Origin of the sequence: Candidatus Megaera polyxenophila (genome assembly GCF_029982035.1) — a bacterium.
GTDB lineage: Bacteria > Pseudomonadota > Alphaproteobacteria > Rickettsiales > Rickettsiaceae > Megaera > Megaera polyxenophila.
In genome coordinates this window covers 728,009-746,085 of record NZ_CP104166.1, presented here as the reverse complement: position 1 = coordinate 746,085, position 18,077 = coordinate 728,009, and the positions used below count along the sequence as shown (strand labels likewise).

The following is an 18,077-nucleotide window of genomic DNA, read 5'->3' as shown; positions in this document are numbered from 1 at the left end:
GCAAAAATATGGTCCTGGTAGATTCACATTGCCATTTAGATATGCTCGTAGGGCATGATTCACACGATAATATAATTAAACGTGCGTTTGAATCGAATGTACATTACATGCAGACAATCTGTACAAAACTTGAAGATTTTCCTAAAATTTTGGCTATTGCAGAAAATTATAAAAATGTCTTTGCTTCAGTTGGAATCCATCCAAGTGAAGTAAGGGAAGTAATAAGTGCTTCGGAACTAATTAGCCTTGCTAAAAATAATCGAGTGATAGGGTTAGGGGAAACAGGGTTAGATTACTATTATAATAAAGATATTACGCAGCACAAACTTCAGAAACAATCTTTTGAAGAACATATTAAAGCCTCTTGTGAAAACAAATTACCAATTATAGTTCATACCAGAGAAGCTGAAGACGATACTTATGATATAATAGCTTCATACAAAAAAACTTACAATTTTCCTGGCCTTATCCATTGTTTTACAGCTTCAGAGAGATTTGCTCGAAAAATACTAGATATTGGTTTTTATATTTCAGTTGCTGGAATTGTCACTTTTAAAAATGCTGATGAATTAAGAGCTATTATTAAATTTACGCCTTTGGATAGGCTTCTAGTCGAAACTGATTCCCCATATCTTGCACCAGTTCCTAAAAGAGGTAAAATAAATGAGCCTTCTTATGTAAAATATGTTACAGAAGCGATTGCTGATTTAAAAGGGATAACGTTTGAAAAATGTGCAAAACAGACTACAGATAACTTTTTCACACTGTTTAATAAAGCTTGTCAATTTAGAAATTTCCCCAATGAGATAATTGAGGATAGTTGAGGTTTAACTCTTTATTTCATGAAGAGTTAAACCTCAACTATCCAAAATTTATTATTCCTTACATTTTATCCATAGGAGTTACTCCTATCAGCTCAAATCCACTAGCTATTACCTTTCTTATACTTTCTACCAAGGCTAATCTTGCAGCTGTTAATTCTAGATTATCCTCTATATTAAATCGATAATCATTATTTTCTTTGCCAAGATTCCATATAGAATGAAATCTGGAAGCAATATCAATTAAATAATAGGCAATTCTTTGTGGTTCCCGTGTTATGGCGGATGACGATAAGATTTTTGGCCAAGAAGCAAGAAGTTTAATTAACTGGATTTCTTCTTCTGAATTAAGAAGCGAAAGATTGAACTCTCTATTTGTAAAAACTTCATAAGCTGAAGGAATATTTTCTTTTGCTTTTGCTAAAATGGATTTAGCTCGGACATGGGCGTATTGTACATAAAATACCGGGTTATCTTTTGATTGTTCCTTAACTTTTGTAAAATCAAAATCTAATGTGACATCATTTCTACGGGTAAGCATAATAAAGCGGATGATATCTTTACCCACATCATTTATTACATCGCTAACAGTCATGAAATTCCCACTTCTTTTTGACATTTTAATTGGTTCAGTTCCCTTTACAAAATTAACAAGCTGACTAGTGCGAATGTCACTTTTTACTTTACCTTGACTGAGAGCTTCAATGACAGCTTTTATTCGTTTAACGTAACCGCTATGATCTGCACCTAGTATATAAATTAAACACTCAAAACCTCGATCTATCTTATCCTTGGCGTAAGCAAAATCTGCAGCCAGATAAGACCATGAGCCGTCGCTTTTTTGGATAGGTCGATCTTGGTCGTCGCCATAATTAGAGGACCTGAGCAATAATTGTTCTTTTTCTTGCCAATTTTCATCTATTTTTCCTTTTGGAGGCGGTAAAATACCGTGATATATTAACCCCATTTTAGTCAGAATCGCAACAGCTTCCTCTATTTTACCATTATCATGTAAGCTTTGTTCTGAAGTAAAGACATCGTGTTTAACACCTAGTTTTCCAAGATCGAGTTTAATTAATTCTAACATTTCAGAAACTGCAATTTTTTTGAGCTTCTGACGCATTGAATTCTCATCCATGTCAAGCAGTTTATGGCCATAATCTGTTGCTAGTTTTTTACCTACTACAGCTAAATACTCCCCAGGATAAAAACCTTCAGGGATTATAGCTTTTTCGCCGTTTAAGGCTTCCTTGTAACGAATTAACAAACTGTCAATTAATACATCAATTTGCGAGCCAGCATCATTTACATAATACTCCTTAGTAACTGCGTACCCGCATTTTTTTAGAATATTTGCCAATGCATCTCCATATACTGCTCCCCTAGCATGCCCGATATGCATTGGGCCAGTTGGGTTAGCAGAAACATATTCAACGTTTACTTTTGTTCCTTTCCCAACATTAACTTCCCAGAAATCTTTGTCACCATTGAGTATACTTTTAATACAATCGTGCCATTTTTCTGCTTTTATGGTAAAGTTAATGAAGCCAGGGCCTGCAACTTCTATATGGGCAACATAAGGTATATCAGTTATTAATTCCTTAAATTTAATAGCTATTTCTCTAGGGTTTTCGCCAGTTTTTGCAGCGAGTAACATTGCTATATTAGTTGAGATATCACCGTTTAACGGATCCTTGGGGGTTTCTAGAGTGGCTTGATTCCAAATTTCTGTATCAGCGCATATTTGTAAACATCTATTTTTAAGATCACTTCCTAATTCCTTAAATATATTCATAGATCAGCATTTGCAAATTTTAAATTGTAAAATGACTGATATTGTTTTATTGCATATCTATCAGTCATACCAGCTATATAATCGGCTATTATAGACATTTCTGAATTATTTACATCATCTTTTATCATTTGACGCCAGCTAAAAGGTAATAAGTTTATATTTTCGGCGTATAATTTAAAAAGACTTTTAACAATATTCTGACATTGCAACGTAACGGCTACCACCCGATGATGCTTATAAACTTTTTTAAATAAGAGCTCTTTTATCAGTTTAACTTCATTAACAGTATTTTCAGTAAATTCTACTAATGGACGTCCTAAATCACGTATATCTGATTCTGTTCCAATTTGGTATTTTTTAATATTATCTCTTGTTTGTGATAAGAGGCTGTCTATCAAGTGATGAGTTAACTTACGTGCTACTTCATAAATTAATCTTGCTTTATCTATATCTTTATAATCGTTTCTAATTCTATGAATATATTCAGCTAGTAATTCTATTTCTTCAAGGTCTTTATAAGTTATGATTTCAGCTCCTATACTATCCTCTAGATCGTGAGTAATGTAAGCTATATCATCTGAAAGAGAGGCTATTTGAGCTTCTGCCGAAGAATATTTTGTTAAATCAAGATTGTGTATAGCGTCGTAGTCAACAATATATCTGGAAAAATCTTTTGGAGCAAGTGGGCCGTTATGTTTTATAATTCCTTCTAATACTTCCCAGGTTAAATTCAAACCATTATATGCGGCGTATTTATTCTCTAAATATGTTAAAATCTTAAATGAGTGGGCATTGTGAGAGAAGCCTCCGTAATCTTTCATACATTCATTTAAAGCTTCTTCGCCAGCATGACCGAAAGGTGAATGGCCAAGATCATGAGCAAGAGCTACTCCTTCTGCTAAATCATCGGATAAATTAAGAGCTTTACATAACGATCGTGCAATCGATGATGCTTCTATAGAATGTGTAAGGCGATTTCTATAATGATCGCCTTCGTGGTTAACAAATACCTGCGTTTTATATTGAAGCCTTTTAAAAGAGTTGGAGTGAATTATACGATCTCGATCTCTTTCAAATTCATTTCTATAAGGAGTAGGTTTTTCGGGATATATTCTTCCTCTTGTTTTTTCTGGTATACACGCATATTTCTCGAGCATTGTTGTTTCTCGTTATTTTACTAAGGACACAGCTAGAATATATTAGGATAAAATTTCATATTCAACCGCTTTCTTGCTTATTTAGGTTTTAGCTAACTAATATATTTGAGGGTATTTTTCTAAAATTTGTTCGATTATTGCCTTGGCTATAGGAACGGCAGCTTTTCCTCCACCTCCTCCGTGATCATAATATACTGTTACAGTATATCTAGGGTTATTGGAAGGCGCATAACCAGCAAAAATAGCGTGATTTCTTCGATTCCATGCTATGTCAGATCTACTAAGGTCATCGTCAGTATTTTTTTTAGCTACCACCTGAGCAGTGCCCGTCTTACCAGCCATACTTAATGTGCTATGAGTTAGTCTTCCTGCATAGCCAGTTCCACCTGCCGAATTAACGGTGCTATACAATGCTTCTTTTATAAAAGCTATATGATCTTTTTCTAACCTAAGCTGGACATATTCTGCCGCAGATTTAGCTATCTTAGGGGTGTATAATTTTCCGTCTGTTGCTATAGCAGTTATGAATCTTGCCAGTTGTATAGGAGTACATAATAAAAATCCTTGTCCAATTGACAAATTAAATGTATCTCCTAGAGACCATTTGCTATTAAATTGCTTCTTTTTCCATTCCAACGTTGGAACAAATCCTGTAAGCTCGGATGGTAAATCAATGCCGGTATTTGATCCAAAACCAAATTTTTGTGCTAAATTGATAATCTTTTGAGGTCCTATGATTTTTGCAATTTCAAACATATAAATATTACAGGAGTGTTTTATTGCATCATGCATATTTAAGAAGCCATGACCAGTTTTTTTTCCACATCTAAAACCGTTCCCTCCTAGAGCTGGCCCTCCATTACAATTTATGGTATGAGAAGGGTTTATTCCTGTCTCCAGTGCAGCTAGAATTGTAATTATTTTAAATATTGAGCCGGGAGGATAAAGACTATGAATTGTTTTATTTATCAGTGGTTTATGCGGGTTTTGGATTAACTCAGACCAATATTTATTTGATAGAAAATTAAAATTATTAGGATTATAGGAGGGTGTCGAGCTAGAAACCAAAATACTACCATCCTGGCAATCCATCACAACAGCACTACAACCTTTTGAATTTAAATATGGAGTAATATTTTTTTGTAGCTCTGCATCTATATTCAAATATAGATCAATGCCTGGTAAAGGTTTACTTTCGGATAGCTCCCTTACATATTTGCCATGAGCGTTAACCTCAATCTGTTTATGACCGAAATTTCCCCGCAATGTTTCTTCATAAAATTTCTCTATTCCGTTTTTTCCAGTCCTGAAATTTTCGTCTACAAAGGCAAAATCATTTTTTTCGGTTTTTTCAATTCTCCCCATGTAACCAAGTAAGTGGGCTGTATTTTCTCCATACTTATAAAATCTGATGTTTCCTGTATCAACAAATAGCGATTTTAAAACTTCCTTGCGCTCTTCTATTATTGAAACTTGATGCCAGTCTAGATAATCCATTATTAATACGGGGATTCTTCTACCTGCTCTTTTTATCCTATTACTAACCTCTTTTATTTGTTCCTCGTCCAATTCAAGCATTTCTGTAACATCTTTTAATTCCTCTTCAAAAAACGAGCTAATATTTTTATCTAATAATAACCTAAAACAAGTATTGTTTTTAGCCATTAATTTCATGTGCCTGTCATAAATTTGTCCTCTATTTGGCAACATGATTATCATTCTTATTCGGTTTTGATCTGAAAGTGTTTTGTACTCGTTTTTTTTGATGAATTGCATGTAAAACATTCTGCCTACAAGCAAAAGTAAAAAAGCAAATTTGCCAGCTCCGATTATAAAAGCACGCCTAGAAATAAGCTGCCCTTTAATAGTATTTTTATCCAGCATATCTGGTTAATGCAGTAAAAGGTTTGTGGATTAGAAATCGTAATATTGGATATGAAAAGATTGTCGTTAGGTAATAAAAATAAATTGAGAATCCTTCAAAGCCATAATTATTTTTTGCCAGGAAAATTATATACCTAAAGCCAATAAGGAGCAAACTATATGCACAAAAAATTAAGATATTCGTAATTTCATCCTTTAGAATAAACCATCTGCTTGCATAATTTAGTATGAGATTTATAGTAATAAAAGCAAAAGAATTAAGGCCAACTGGCACTTGATATATCTGATCTATTATGATACCAATAATAAATAATATCCAGGGTCTAATAGTAGTATAAGTTGAGAAATAATAAATAACTATTAAATCCACCGCAGGAAAAATTTCACCAAACATGTTAACTAAACCTAGTTTATATAGCTTTAATGGTATTAAACAAATCAAAAGGATATAAAATCCTAAAATAAGAGTTAATACCGCTTTGATCGATAATTTATACATAATTAATTAGTGTGCAAGTTACTGTGTTGGTGCAGGCTAGCATTCATAATTAAACCAAAACTAATAAGCATTGATACCATCATTGTACCACCATATGAAATAAATGGTAACGGCACTCCGACTACTGGCATCATACCCATTACCATGCCTATATTAATAAACACGTGGCTAAAAAATATTGATGTTAGACCTATCACCATTAACTTTGTAAATATTGATTTAGTGTTAATTGCAATAGCTAGTGAACTGAGAATCAGCATAAAATATAGTATCACTAAAACTAAACCACCAACAAACCCAAGTTCTTCTGTTAGGAAAGAAAAGATAAAATCGGTGGTATATTCCGGTAAAAAACTTAAATGGCTTTGTGTCCCATTTAATAAACCTTTCCCCCAAAATCCTCCTGATCCTATAGCTATTTTTGATTGAATAATGTTATATCCTGCTCCGAGTGGTTCTCTATCTGGGTTCAAAAAAATTAACACACGATTTTTTTGATAGTTATGTAATAAAGTCCAAACGATTGGTAGTAAAATTAAACTGCCAATACCTACGATAACAAAATATAACTTCTTAACCCCTGCCGCAAAAAAAATAATAGTTGCAACTATTATGGTAATTATTCCAGTTCCAAGATCTGGCTGTTTAATAATTAGGAATGCTGGAATTAGCACTCCAATTATAGGAAGAATTAAATTGTAAATAGAGGAAATATTTTGTTCCTTACTGCTATGGAAATATCTGGCAAGCATTAGCACTATAGCTATTTTAGTTGGTTCTGATGGTTGGATGTAAAAAACCCCAAGGTCTATCCATCGTGTTGCTCCCATTACTGTTTTCCCAATAATTGCTACTGCAATTAAAAGTAGCAAAACGAAAAAATATAAAAAATACGAGAATTTATAGATAAATCTAGTATCTACCATAGAAATTATGAAAGCTAAAGGCATAAAAATCGAAAAAATTATTATTTGCCTATACGCCCATGGCTCTATTTGCCCACCTGCAGCAGAGTAAAGAATTACAAAACCGTAAATACAAATAACTGTTATTAAAAATGGTATAGAAAAAGGTATCTTTTGTAGCTTAGTTACAAATTTTTCTTTTATAGAATAACCCATTTACTGTTTTTTCTCTTGAGTATAAACAATTTTGGATTTTGGGAAAATAATTTTTACAGTTGTTCCCTTTCCGTATGTACTATCTATAGTTAGAATTGCTTCATGAGCATCTAATAGCATTTTAACTATAGGTAATCCTAATCCATAAGATCCCCCTTTCTGGTAATCTTCTCTATGAATTGTGCCGTACTTGCTTAGGGCTATAGGTATTTCTTCTTGTTTCATTCCTATTCCTTGATCACTAATTGTTATTACCATTTGACTTTGGTCCATTTTTACTACGATGTTAATAGCAGTATTTTTACTAGAGTATTTTATACTGTTACTAATTAAATTATCTATTACTTGGGCAATTCTTTTCTTATCACAAATTAGTAAAGGTAAATTTGGTTCAAAATTAGTTATTATAGAGATATTATTTTTTCCTACATAAAATTCTACGACTCGAGTTATTATATCTCGTACCTTATTTAAAGAGTTAACTATTTTAAATTGACCTTCAATTATTTGATTCTCATCTAAAATATCAGTAATAAAATCAAGGATGATTTGGGCGTTGCTGTATATTCCTTCAACATATTTGGTATATTCTGTTGGGATCTTTCCGAATAATCCTTTTGACATGATTTCTGAGCCAGTAACAATAAAACCTAAAGGGGATCTTATTTCGTGGGCTGTAAAAGCAAGGAAATCAGTTTTGGTTTTGGTTGCATTATTTGCTAAAATTGTTGCTTGCTCAGCTTTTGTTCTAAGTAAAGTTTCTCTTTTATAAATTGCAATAATAATTATTAAACAAACGCCGGCTAGAAACACGACTTCAAGAAACTTTTTTATAATATTCTGAACTATATTGTTCTTTATAAAGTCATTGTCAATATTGATAATAACCGTAAAAGGAAAATCCTCTAGTGGTTTTATAAAATAATTCAACCCATTTGCCATATCAAGGTATGAACAATCTTGATTAAGAGCTCCTCGATTCTGATCTTGTTTCTTCAAAAGCTGTAACAACTGAGGAGATAGTTTATCATTAATATCTGCGATTTTATCTATTATCGGTTTTGATTTAGCAACAATATCAAAGTTTTTGTCGACTATTATAAAATTGACACTTGAATCTTTTTTACGGTTATTTAGGTTTTGAACCAAAGTATCAATATCATAGCTTAAAACAACTGCTCCAATAAAATTTTTTGCTAACTTATCAAATATTGCATTAACTAATTTTAAACTATGATTGTCGAAAGTTTTATTAATACGAAAATCTACATAACTTTTGATCTCTTTGTTATCACCAATTTTGTGGACTATATCTTCTACAAAATATAGTTTTTTTGGATTTGCTGCAATACCGCCAATGCTTGTTACTAATTCTAGATATTCGTTGTTAACCTAGCTGTATTTACGCCATCCAAATAGCGAATTGAAGTGTCTAGATAGAAAATACGTTTTGAGAGTTTTTCTAATATATAACAAATCTGTAGGATTGGTTTTTATATTTCTGCCTATTAGTTTTATAAAATATTTAGAATAACTTAATTGGTTTGAAAAAATTGTTTTTAACGAATTAGCTTCTTTCGACATTTCCTTTAATAATAGAGACTTTTCATTTGAATATATTCGAATGAAATTTACCAAAGTTAAGATTATTACCATAGTGATAACAATAAACGTAATTATTTGGATATTTACATTATAATCATTATGCTGGTTTTCAGTGTTATCCTGGTTAAAACTCATAAATTGTTTTTAATTGCTGGCTTTATACTGTAAAATGACCCAAATTTAATTTGGTTTGCTTGGAATATGAAATTATCATTATTTAATACACTTACAAGAAAAAGGGAAGTTTTTAATCCATTAGATGCCAATTTGGTAAAAATGTATGTTTGTGGTCCGACAGTTTATGATCACCCCCATATCGGTAATGCGCGATCGGCAGTGGTATATGATGTTTTATACAGAATTCTGATGAAACTGTATGGCTCAAGTAATGTTTTATATGTAAGAAATATTACCGATATTGATGATAAAATCATAGATAGGGCTTCTAAACTTAATGTTCCGATATCGGAATTAACAAGGCAAACTATTATTGATTATAATGATGATATGGAGTATCTGGGCTGTTTAAAACCCACTAAAGAGCCGAAAGCCACAGAGTGTATTTCGCAAATGATTGATATAATTCAAAAATTATTGGATATGGGATTTGCATATGAATCTAACAAGCATGTTTATTTTAATGTTTCTAGAGCAAAAAATTATACAGCATTTTCCGGTAGAACTACTGAGGAAATGAGAGAAAGCGGAAGGATTGAAAATGATATAAACAAAAATAACCCAGAAGATTTTGTTCTGTGGAAGCCAGCTAATGAGAAGGATGACGAATCAGTTAAATTTATGAGTCCATTTGGAATGGGAAGGCCGGGATGGCATATAGAATGCTCTGCAATGAGCCATACATTTCTTGGTTCTACCTTTGATATCCATGGAGGGGGAATAGATTTAATTTTTCCACACCATACCAATGAAATTGCTCAGAGTTGCTCTGCTTTTCCTGGTTCTGAGTATGCAAGATATTGGGTGCATAATGGTTTTTTAACTGTCGATAATGAGAAAATGAGTAAGTCTATTGGTAACTTTATAACAGTTAAAGATCTTCGGGATAAGCAAATAAAAGGTGATATAGTACGGCTTTGCTTGATGACTGCGCATTACCGCAAACCTTTAGATTACAATAAAAAAGCACTTAATGATGCAGAAAAAATGCTTAATTATTGGTATCGTATAATTGGGGAGCTACCTCTTAATACTGAGGGTTCAACTAAATTAGATTTCACGGATATAGATATTCCTAAAATATTTTTTGATAGCTTGTTAGATGATTTAAATACTCCACTAGCTATTAAATTAATTAATGATTTTGCCAAAGAATTCCATAAAACCGATGATTATAAAGTTAAAATAGCCGCAGCTAAGAAAATGATGTATTGTGCCCAATTTTTCGGTTTGATTCGTTTAGACTGCAACAATTGGTTTAAGGGTGATCTTGACCATAATTCTATTGCTCAATTAATCCAGCAGAGGACAAATGCTAAAAAACTAAAGAACTGGCAATTAGCTGACCAAATAAGAAGTAATTTACTTGAACTGGGTATCGCTATAGAAGACAAACACGATGGTACGACTATTTGGAAAAAGGTTAATAAAGGTTAAATCTACAGCGCAAGTCAAAATAATACTTGAAAAACCTCTTAAAAATTCTATAAATAATGCTCTAATTCTAACAATAAATACAGGTTAAATTATGGCAGTAGAATATACTTTTTCAATTATAAAACCAGATGCAACTAAAAGAAATCTAATAGGAAAAATAAATTCTTATCTTGAGAGTGCGGGTTTAGAAATTGTAGCTCAAAAAATGGTTAAATTAACAAAAGAACAGGCAGAAGAATTTTATGTCGAGCATAAAGCGAGGTCATTTTTTTCAGGTTTAATAGAATATATGATTTCTGCTCCCGTTGTCTTACAAGTTCTAAAAGCAGAGAATGCGGTAGCTAAAAATAGAGAAATAATGGGCGCTACTAATCCTGCAGATGCAGCAGCAGGAACTATAAGAAAAGATTTTGCTATAGATATAGAAGCTAACAGTATCCATGGTTCTGATAGTGTTGATAGTGCTAAGAGAGAAATAGCCTTTTTCTTTAAAAAAGAAGAAATTTTGAAATAATGTTTCACGTGAAATGAAAAGATTTGATGTAATTATTGTAGGTGGTGGACATGCCGGTTGTGAGGCTGCTGCAGCAGCTGCACGAGCCGGAAGCGCTACTTTACTGATTACTTTTAAACCGGAAAATTTAGGTGAGATGTCTTGTAATCCTGCTATAGGTGGAGTTGGTAAGGGAACCTTAGTTAAGGAAATAGACGCCCTTGATGGCATAATGGCAAGGGTCATAGACAAAGCCGGTATTCATTACAAAATGCTTAATGAAAGCAAAGGCCCGGCTGTATGGGGACCAAGAGCTCAAGCTGATAGGTTATTGTATAAAAAAGCAATGGTTGCTACCTTGAATGATTATATTAATTTAACTATTCTATATGATTCTGTTGAAGACATAATAATTAAGGAAGGTAAGGTAACAAGTGTAGTAACTAGAAAGTCTGGCAATATTGAGTGTTCTTCAATTGTCCTAACAACAGGAACTTTTTTATCTGGTTTAATTCATATTGGTCAAACAAAGATACCTGCGGGTAGAGTAGGAGAAGAACCTTCTTACGGTTTGTCAAAAACTCTTCGTAATAATAATTTTACAGTAGGAAGGCTAAAAACAGGTACTCCGCCAAGAATTGATGGTAGAACCATTGACTACAGTAAGGTTGAAGTCCAACCTGGAGACTTATTACCTCGACCGTTTTCGGAGCTTATTGATAAAGTGGAAGTTTCTCAAATCAATTGCTACATTACAAGAACCACTAATACTACTCATCAAATTATTAAAGATAGCTTACATTTATCTGCAATGTATTCTGGCCAAATTGAAGGCATAGGACCTAGGTACTGTCCTTCCATAGAAGATAAAATAGTTAAATTTGCTTCTAAAGACAGTCATCAGATTTTTCTAGAACCGGAAGGATTAAATGACCACATTGTTTATCCTAACGGTATTTCTACGTCCTTACCTGAAAATGTTCAAATTGAAATTTTGAAATCGATACCAGGTTTAGAAAATGCAAAAATGATTAGACCGGGCTATGCTATTGAATATGATTTTGTAGATCCTCGGGAACTTTTAGATACATTAGAAACGAAAAAAATAAAAGGGTTATTCCTTGCAGGCCAAATAAATGGTACTACCGGTTATGAAGAGGCTGCTGCCCAAGGGATAATAGCTGGTATTAATGCTGCTTTTTCTGCCCAAAATCGGGAAAAATTTACTTTAACACGAGCGGATGCGTATATAGGAGTTATGATTGATGACCTTATAAATTTCGGTACGGTTGAACCATATAGAATATTTACCTCTCGTTCCGAGTATAGGCTCACTTTAAGGAGTGATAATGCAGATATTAGGCTTACCCCTTTAGCTATAACTGCTGGTATTGTTTCTGATTTTAGGAAGAATAAATTTGAAGAAAAGGTAGCCAAAATAGAAAAATTAAAACACCGGCTTGATAAGCTTAGTTTAACTACTAGTGAACTTCAAAAAAAGGGGCATATAATAGCACAAGATGGTTCTCATAAAACAGCCTTTATTCTACTCGGTTTACCAGAATTTGGACTAGAAAAAACTTTGCAATTCTTTCCGGAATTAAAAGAAGAAAATATTAATCATTTGAAGTACCACGAAACTGAATCAAAATACTCTTCTTATTTAAAAAGGCAATTAGCTGATATAAAGTTGTTTACACAAGAAGAAAATTTAGAAATTCCTCAAGATATTGACTATAACTCTATTAAGAGTTTATCTGTAGAAACTAGAGAAAAACTCAATTTTCATAAACCAAGATCTATAGGTGCAGCACGGAGAATATCTGGCGTTACTCCTTCTGCCCTTACTACCGTAATAATTTACTTAAAAAGTAAATATAACAAATGATAATTGATAACTTAAATGTTTCACGTGAAGTAAAGGAAGCTCTGTTAAATTATCAAAATTTATTACTTAAATGGAATAAGGCAATCAATTTAATATCAAGGAATTCTGAGAAAGATATTTGGGCAAGACATATTTTAGATTCTTTGCAATTGCTGAAATATATTGATTTTTTAGACAATATTATAGATATTGGTTCTGGAGGAGGCTTTCCTGGTATTGTTTTATCTATTGGGGGAGTAAAAAATATAGCACTTGTGGAATCTGACAAAAAAAAGTCAGTTTTTTTAGCCCGAGCTGCTAAATTATCCTTAAATAAAATTATTATAATTGACAAAAGAGTAGATGAAAAATTTACCATGAATTGCGATATTCTAACCTCAAGGGGGTTTAGTAGTATAAATAATATACTGGAAGTAACTACAGGGATAAAAATACAAAAAAAAATGTTATTGCTAAAAGGTAAGAATTATGAGAAAGAAATAACAGAGGCTCAAAAAAATTGGCTATTCGACATTAACCTCCATGACAGCATCACCTCACGGGAAGGTAAAATCGTTGAAATATCTAACATAAAAAAATTAGTATGAAGGCAAGGGTTATCTCAGTTGTGAATCAAAAAGGAGGAGTGGGTAAAACTACGACAGCTGTGAATTTAGCTACCATTTTTGCTGTTATGGATAAAAAGGTTTTAATTATTGATATCGATTCGCAAGGTAATACTAGTAGCGGCCTTGGAATAAAACAGACTGAAAGAAAAATTACCTCTTATAACGTGTTTATCGGATTAAATTCTATCCGTGATGCTATTCTTGCTACAGAAGTACCTAATCTATCAATTGTGAGTGCAAATACAAATCTGGCTGCTATTGAGCTTGACTTAATACATCTTAAAAACTATGAAAATATTTTGCTAGAAAAACTTGAGGAAATAAAAAATGACTTCGATTATATAATTATTGATTGCCCTCCTTCTCTTGGTTTGATTACATTAAATGCTTTGGTAGCCTGCGATGAGGTTTTAATACCAATGCTTTGTGATTTTTATTCGCTTGAAGGCTTAAGCCATTTATTAAAAACTGTAGAAATTATAGAAAAAAAAATGAATCCGGGAATAAAAATAGGTGGTATTCTGTTTACAATGTATGATAAAAGGAACAAGTTAACCGAGCAGGTAGAGAATGATGTAAGAGCATGCCTTGGTAAACTAGTTTATAAAACTACAATACCAAGAAATGTTAAGGTTTCCGAAGCCCCTTCTCATGGTAAAGCTGCAATTATATATGATTATAGATGCTCTGGTTCAAGAGCTTATATAGATCTTGCTAAGGAAATTATCGATAACGAAGTAAATAAAGAGCTTAAGACGGCTTAAAAGAGGTAATAGAACATGAATAATAGGGTTTTAGGGAGAGGGTTATCATCATTACTGAAAGAAGAAGTGTTACCAGTAGATACAGGGACTACTCAAAATAACCTTTTAAATATTGAACAAATTGAAGTAGGGAAATACCAGCCACGTAAAAATTTTAATGAAGAAAAACTACGAGAATTGGCTAATTCAATAATAAGTAATGGATTAGTACAACCGATAATAGTTGGGCCAACTGTTAATGGTAAATATCAAATTATAGCAGGAGAAAGAAGGTATAGAGCTTGTAAAATGGCTGGTTTGGCAGAAATTCCTGTAATAATTAAGAATTTATCCAATAAGGAGATTCTCGAAATTGCCCTAATTGAAAATATCCAACGCGAAGAATTAACAGCCATAGAAGAAGCCGAAGGATATGAGAGATTAATTAAAGAATTTGGCTATACTCAAGCAGAGCTAGCAGATGCAGTTGGTAAAAGTCGCAGCCATGTAGCAAATTTATTAAGGTTAAATAGTTTACCGGTATCTATTAAGCTTATGGTTGATAACGGCCAACTCAGTATGGGTCATGCAAGATGCTTGATTGGTCTTGAGAATGCAGAAGAATTGGCCGGTAAAATAATAGCAAATGATTTAAATGTTCGCCAAACCGAGGAGCTAACTAGAAAAAATGAGGTATCACACAGAATAAGAAAGCAAAAACCTCACAATATCCAAGTCCTTGATGTAGATAATGACCTTGTAATCCTAGGCCAATCGCTTAGTGAAAAATATGGAGTAAAGGTTGTGGTTGAAAATTCATGGAACGGCGGTAAAATATCTTTTTATTACTCGAACCTTGAAGAACTTGATTCAATTCTAGCAAAAATCAACTGAATATGAAAATATTTTTAGATAGTGTAGATCTCACTGAAATAAAAAGATTTAATGAGTATGGAATCATTGATGGTATTACCACTAATCCCACTTTGATGTCTTCTGTATCAACGGGTTTTACAGAAATTATCTCTAAACTTACTACCGTTGTGAAAGGAGATATTAGCATAGAAGTGGTATCTAATGATTATGCTAGTATGATTGTAGAAGGAAATAAAATTCTAGAAATAAATGATAATCTAGTAATTAAACTGCCTTTGACGTGGGATGGGATAAAGGCTTGTAAATATTTTGCAAAACAAAATATTAAAGTAAATATGACTTTATGTTTTTCTCTGAATCAGGCATTATTAGCAGCTAAAGCTGGGGCGGCTTATGTTTCTCCATTTGTTGGTAGGCTGGAAGATATTGGTAAAGATGGAGTAGGGTTGATTGCTGATATAAGGTCCGCATACAATAATTATGGAATTAAAACAGAAATACTTGCTGCATCAATTCGCACTCTTAAGCATATCGAACAAGTAGCGCTTTGTGGGACTGATGTGATTACTGTACCGGCTAAGGTCTTATCAGAAATGGTTAGTCATCACTTAACTGATGTTGGCCTGAAAAAATTTAACGAAGATTGGGCAAAGTCTGGAAAACAAATTTAAATTAACTATCAAGAGAATAAATAATGTCTTATCAATACGTTTATGTTATGAAGGGCTTGAGCAAGGCCGTCAATGGTAAAGAAATTTTAAAAGAAACCTGGTTATCATTTTTACCAGGAGCTAAGATTGGCATAATAGGTCATAACGGGGCTGGTAAGTCAACTCTTCTTAGGATTATGGCCGGCCTTGATAAAGAGTATGAAGGAGAAGCTTTTGTTGCTGAAGGTATAAAAATTGGTTATTTACCTCAAGAGCCTCATTTAGATCCTGAAAAAAATGTTTTTGAAAATATTATGGAGGGGTTAAAAGAGAAAACTGCTTTGCTTAATGAATTTAACGAGGTTAGTAATAAGTTTGCTGAAGAAATGTCTGATGATGAAATGAATGATTTACTTGCGCGTCAGGCAGATTTGCAAGAAAAAATAGATATATGCGACGGTTGGGGAATTGAAAGAGAAATAGAGATTGCTATGAACGCTTTACGCTGCCCTGCTAAAAATGCCAATATAAATCAGATATCAGGAGGCGAAAAACGTCGGGTTGCTTTATGTAAGTTGCTTCTTGAAAAACCTGATATGATTTTACTTGATGAACCGACTAACCATTTAGACGCGGAATCAGTATCTTGGCTTGAAACTTATTTGAAAGAATATAAAGGAACTGTTGTTGCAATTACCCATGATCGTTATTTTTTAGATAATGTTGCAGAATGGATATTAGAGATTGATAGAGGTAATTGTGTGCCTTGGCATTCCAATTACTCAGCTTGGTTAAAGCAAAAACATGAAAAAATCAGCAAAGAGGAAAAGGAAGAAGGAGATAGATCCAAACAACTAAAAAAAGAACTGGAATGGGTTCAAGCTTCTCCAAAAGGACGCCAAGCAAAAAGTAAAGCACGGATAAATGCTTATCAAGAGTTGCTTAATAAAAAGAGAGATGAAGTTAATGGAACTGCTCAAATTATTATACCAAATGGCCCAAGGCTGGGAGATTTAGTTATTGAGGTTGACAATTTATCGAAAAAATTTGGCGATAAAGTGCTACTTTCCGATTTTAGTTTTAGAGTTCCCCCTGGAGCGATTGTTGGTATAATTGGGCCTAACGGGGCTGGTAAATCCACGCTGTTTAATATTTTAACTGGTAAAATACAGGCTGATAGTGGAAAAGCTAATATAGGGGATACTGTAAAACTTGGTTATGTAGATCAGTCAAGAGATCACTTAGACGATGAACTCATTGCTGGTTTCATAGTTTAAAAACGGGTGGGTTTTTATTCTCGTCGATAAGATTTTGGAACTGCAGCTTTTGTATTGGAATTTTTGATGATTTTATAATCAAATTGCTTAATTTTTGGCAATTTGGGCAGTATTCTCCCTTTAGCTTCATCCGCACCTTGTTTAATCCATGCTTAGCCGTTATCCACAAAAATGCCGCAGGTTAACCATGCTGTAGGCTATAGTTTTCAGAGCATAATGGTTTATGCTGTGGAATTCAAATCTCAGTAACAACCGTTTGAATTTATCTTCCCAGGCAAATATTCTCTCTATCGTTCTAAACCTTTCTTTAAAGATTTTCCGGCAAAAAGTTTGCTTTCTTCCTCGCTTAGATTTCTTGCGACTCCTTTTATTCTCTGGCATATTAGGAGTCATGCCAAGATTAAAAATTGCTTTACGATTTTTACGTGAATTATATACACCATCTAAGCTCATGGTACTTTCCTTGAGATCTATACCTATTAGTTTTACAATCTTTTTTAAGTTTGATATTGCAGGAGTAAGCAGGATTCCTTCATTCCTATTACCCGGAGCAGTAACAAAAGGCGCAATAACATTGCAGTTTCTATCACAAAACGGTACAACCTTGTCTCCTTTAGTGTGTTTATGACCATTATACCCTAAGTTGTCACCCCTTTTTTAGCAGAAGTACAAGTACCATCACCATGTAATATATCAGTATCAAGCATTCCAGCTTTAAATAACCTTGCCACCGAAGCTTCGAAAATCTTATCAAAGCATCCGTGCTTAACCCAGAACTTAAAAGCATTATAGATATTAGTATAGTGAATTTCTGGCATGCCGTCTTTATTTTTGTCTATTGGTATCTGTTCCCATTGGCAACCAGTATGCATGAGTTTAAGAATGTAATTAAATAATTTGAAAAATGATATCTTTTTACTTGGACCACGTGTGCCTTTTTTAAGATGCGGTAAGACAAATTCGTTAAATTCATCTTCTCTCAAAACAGTAGGAAGCTTGTTGTATCGTCTAATTCTGCTCATTCTATTTGGTTACTTAAATAAAAT

The 18,077-nt window shown here is 33.1% G+C and carries 15 protein-coding genes and 1 pseudogene; 10 read left to right on the top strand and 6 right to left on the bottom strand.

Going from position 1 to position 18,077, the window contains the following annotated elements; translation table 11 throughout:
• The first annotated feature begins 8 nt into the window (after positions 1 to 8).
• A complete protein-coding gene (locus tag N3Z16_RS03965; protein ID WP_282486828.1) occupies positions 9 to 824 on the top strand; it encodes a TatD family hydrolase in 816 nt (271 codons plus the stop codon).
• Positions 825 to 882: 58 nt separating this feature from the next.
• Here N3Z16_RS03965 and argS read toward each other — a convergent pair whose 3' ends face one another.
• The 5 genes from argS to N3Z16_RS03940 all read right to left on the bottom strand — a co-directional run bounded on the left by argS (position 883) and on the right by N3Z16_RS03940 (position 8,426).
• Entirely contained in the window at positions 883 to 2,616 is a 1,734-nt protein-coding gene (gene argS / locus N3Z16_RS03960) for an arginine--tRNA ligase (protein ID WP_282486827.1), read from the bottom strand.
• Positions 2,613 to 3,773, bottom strand: coding sequence for a deoxyguanosinetriphosphate triphosphohydrolase (locus N3Z16_RS03955; protein ID WP_282486826.1), 1,161 nt, complete (start codon positions 3,771 to 3,773; stop codon positions 2,613 to 2,615). Before N3Z16_RS03955 ends, argS begins: the two co-directional genes overlap by 4 nt.
• Positions 3,774 to 3,869: 96 nt before the next feature.
• Complete coding sequence (gene mrdA, locus N3Z16_RS03950) at positions 3,870 to 5,657, bottom strand: penicillin-binding protein 2 (protein WP_282486825.1); 1,788 nt, start codon at positions 5,655 to 5,657, stop codon at positions 3,870 to 3,872.
• Positions 5,658 to 6,158: 501 nt separating this feature from the next.
• Positions 6,159 to 7,265, bottom strand: a complete 1,107-nt coding sequence (gene rodA / locus N3Z16_RS03945; protein WP_282486956.1) for a rod shape-determining protein RodA — start codon at positions 7,263 to 7,265, stop codon at positions 6,159 to 6,161.
• 12 nt (positions 7,266 to 7,277) lie between these two features.
• Positions 7,278 to 8,426 carry a sensor histidine kinase gene (locus N3Z16_RS03940; RefSeq protein WP_282486824.1) on the bottom strand — a complete coding sequence of 383 codons (1,149 nt, stop codon included), beginning with the start codon at positions 8,424 to 8,426 and terminating at the stop codon, positions 7,278 to 7,280.
• 657 nt (positions 8,427 to 9,083) lie between these two features.
• On the opposite strand from N3Z16_RS03940, the gene cysS reads away from it, so the two are divergent.
• The 9 genes and pseudogenes from cysS to N3Z16_RS03895 all read left to right on the top strand — a co-directional run bounded on the left by cysS (position 9,084) and on the right by N3Z16_RS03895 (position 17,659).
• Positions 9,084 to 10,496 carry a cysteine--tRNA ligase gene (cysS, locus tag N3Z16_RS03935; RefSeq protein WP_282486823.1) on the top strand — a complete coding sequence of 471 codons (1,413 nt, stop codon included), beginning with the start codon at positions 9,084 to 9,086 and terminating at the stop codon, positions 10,494 to 10,496.
• Positions 10,497 to 10,587: 91 nt separating this feature from the next.
• Positions 10,588 to 11,010 carry a nucleoside-diphosphate kinase gene (gene ndk / locus N3Z16_RS03930; protein WP_282486821.1) on the top strand — a complete coding sequence of 141 codons (423 nt, stop codon included), beginning with the start codon at positions 10,588 to 10,590 and terminating at the stop codon, positions 11,008 to 11,010.
• 13 nt (positions 11,011 to 11,023) lie between these two features.
• Positions 11,024 to 12,877, top strand: a complete 1,854-nt coding sequence (gene mnmG / locus N3Z16_RS03925; RefSeq protein WP_282486819.1) for a tRNA uridine-5-carboxymethylaminomethyl(34) synthesis enzyme MnmG — start codon at positions 11,024 to 11,026, stop codon at positions 12,875 to 12,877.
• Positions 12,874 to 13,464 (top strand): 16S rRNA (guanine(527)-N(7))-methyltransferase RsmG, encoded by a 591-nt coding sequence (rsmG, locus tag N3Z16_RS03920; RefSeq protein WP_282486817.1) that lies wholly within the window; start codon positions 12,874 to 12,876, stop codon positions 13,462 to 13,464. The genes mnmG and rsmG overlap by 4 nt, the downstream gene beginning before the upstream one ends.
• Positions 13,461 to 14,249: a ParA family protein gene (locus N3Z16_RS03915; RefSeq protein ID WP_282486816.1), complete on the top strand. Its 789-nt coding sequence runs from the start codon at positions 13,461 to 13,463 to the stop codon at positions 14,247 to 14,249. Before rsmG ends, N3Z16_RS03915 begins: the two co-directional genes overlap by 4 nt.
• 15 nt (positions 14,250 to 14,264) lie before the next feature.
• A complete protein-coding gene (locus N3Z16_RS03910; protein ID WP_282486815.1) occupies positions 14,265 to 15,122 on the top strand; it encodes a ParB/RepB/Spo0J family partition protein in 858 nt (285 codons plus the stop codon).
• 2 nt (positions 15,123 to 15,124) lie between these two features.
• Positions 15,125 to 15,775, top strand: coding sequence for a transaldolase family protein (locus tag N3Z16_RS03905; RefSeq protein ID WP_282486813.1), 651 nt, complete (start codon positions 15,125 to 15,127; stop codon positions 15,773 to 15,775).
• A gap of 23 nt (positions 15,776 to 15,798) precedes the next feature.
• Positions 15,799 to 17,004 (top strand): annotated as a pseudogene (gene ettA, locus N3Z16_RS03900) (energy-dependent translational throttle protein EttA); the annotation flags it as partial.
• Positions 17,005 to 17,254: 250 nt separating this feature from the next.
• Positions 17,255 to 17,659, top strand: a complete 405-nt coding sequence (locus tag N3Z16_RS03895) for a hypothetical protein (RefSeq protein WP_282485820.1) — start codon at positions 17,255 to 17,257, stop codon at positions 17,657 to 17,659.
• A 10-nt stretch (positions 17,660 to 17,669) separates the two neighbouring features.
• On the opposite strand, the gene N3Z16_RS03890 is transcribed toward N3Z16_RS03895, so the two are convergent.
• Positions 17,670 to 18,053, bottom strand: coding sequence for a hypothetical protein (locus tag N3Z16_RS03890; RefSeq protein WP_282485819.1), 384 nt, complete (start codon positions 18,051 to 18,053; stop codon positions 17,670 to 17,672).
• Positions 18,054 to 18,077: the final 24 nt, after the last annotated feature.

Excerpts from the sequence above, each read along its gene's own strand:
- N3Z16_RS03965 (WP_282486828.1), top strand. The coding sequence starts at position 9 with ATGGTCCTGGTAGATTCACATTGCCATTTAGATATGCTCGTAGGGCAT.
- argS (WP_282486827.1), bottom strand. The coding sequence starts at position 2,616 with ATGAATATATTTAAGGAATTAGGAAGTGATCTTAAAAATAGATGTTTA.
- N3Z16_RS03955 (WP_282486826.1), bottom strand. The coding sequence starts at position 3,773 with ATGCTCGAGAAATATGCGTGTATACCAGAAAAAACAAGAGGAAGAATA.
- mrdA (WP_282486825.1), bottom strand. The coding sequence starts at position 5,657 with ATGCTGGATAAAAATACTATTAAAGGGCAGCTTATTTCTAGGCGTGCT.
- cysS (WP_282486823.1), top strand. The coding sequence starts at position 9,084 with ATGAAATTATCATTATTTAATACACTTACAAGAAAAAGGGAAGTTTTT.
- ndk (WP_282486821.1), top strand. The coding sequence starts at position 10,588 with ATGGCAGTAGAATATACTTTTTCAATTATAAAACCAGATGCAACTAAA.
- mnmG (WP_282486819.1), top strand. The coding sequence starts at position 11,024 with ATGAAAAGATTTGATGTAATTATTGTAGGTGGTGGACATGCCGGTTGT.
- rsmG (WP_282486817.1), top strand. The coding sequence starts at position 12,874 with ATGATAATTGATAACTTAAATGTTTCACGTGAAGTAAAGGAAGCTCTG.
- N3Z16_RS03915 (WP_282486816.1), top strand. The coding sequence starts at position 13,461 with ATGAAGGCAAGGGTTATCTCAGTTGTGAATCAAAAAGGAGGAGTGGGT.
- N3Z16_RS03910 (WP_282486815.1), top strand. The coding sequence starts at position 14,265 with ATGAATAATAGGGTTTTAGGGAGAGGGTTATCATCATTACTGAAAGAA.
- N3Z16_RS03905 (WP_282486813.1), top strand. The coding sequence starts at position 15,125 with ATGAAAATATTTTTAGATAGTGTAGATCTCACTGAAATAAAAAGATTT.
- N3Z16_RS03895 (WP_282485820.1), top strand. The coding sequence starts at position 17,255 with ATGCTGTGGAATTCAAATCTCAGTAACAACCGTTTGAATTTATCTTCC.
- N3Z16_RS03890 (WP_282485819.1), bottom strand. The coding sequence starts at position 18,053 with ATGAGCAGAATTAGACGATACAACAAGCTTCCTACTGTTTTGAGAGAA.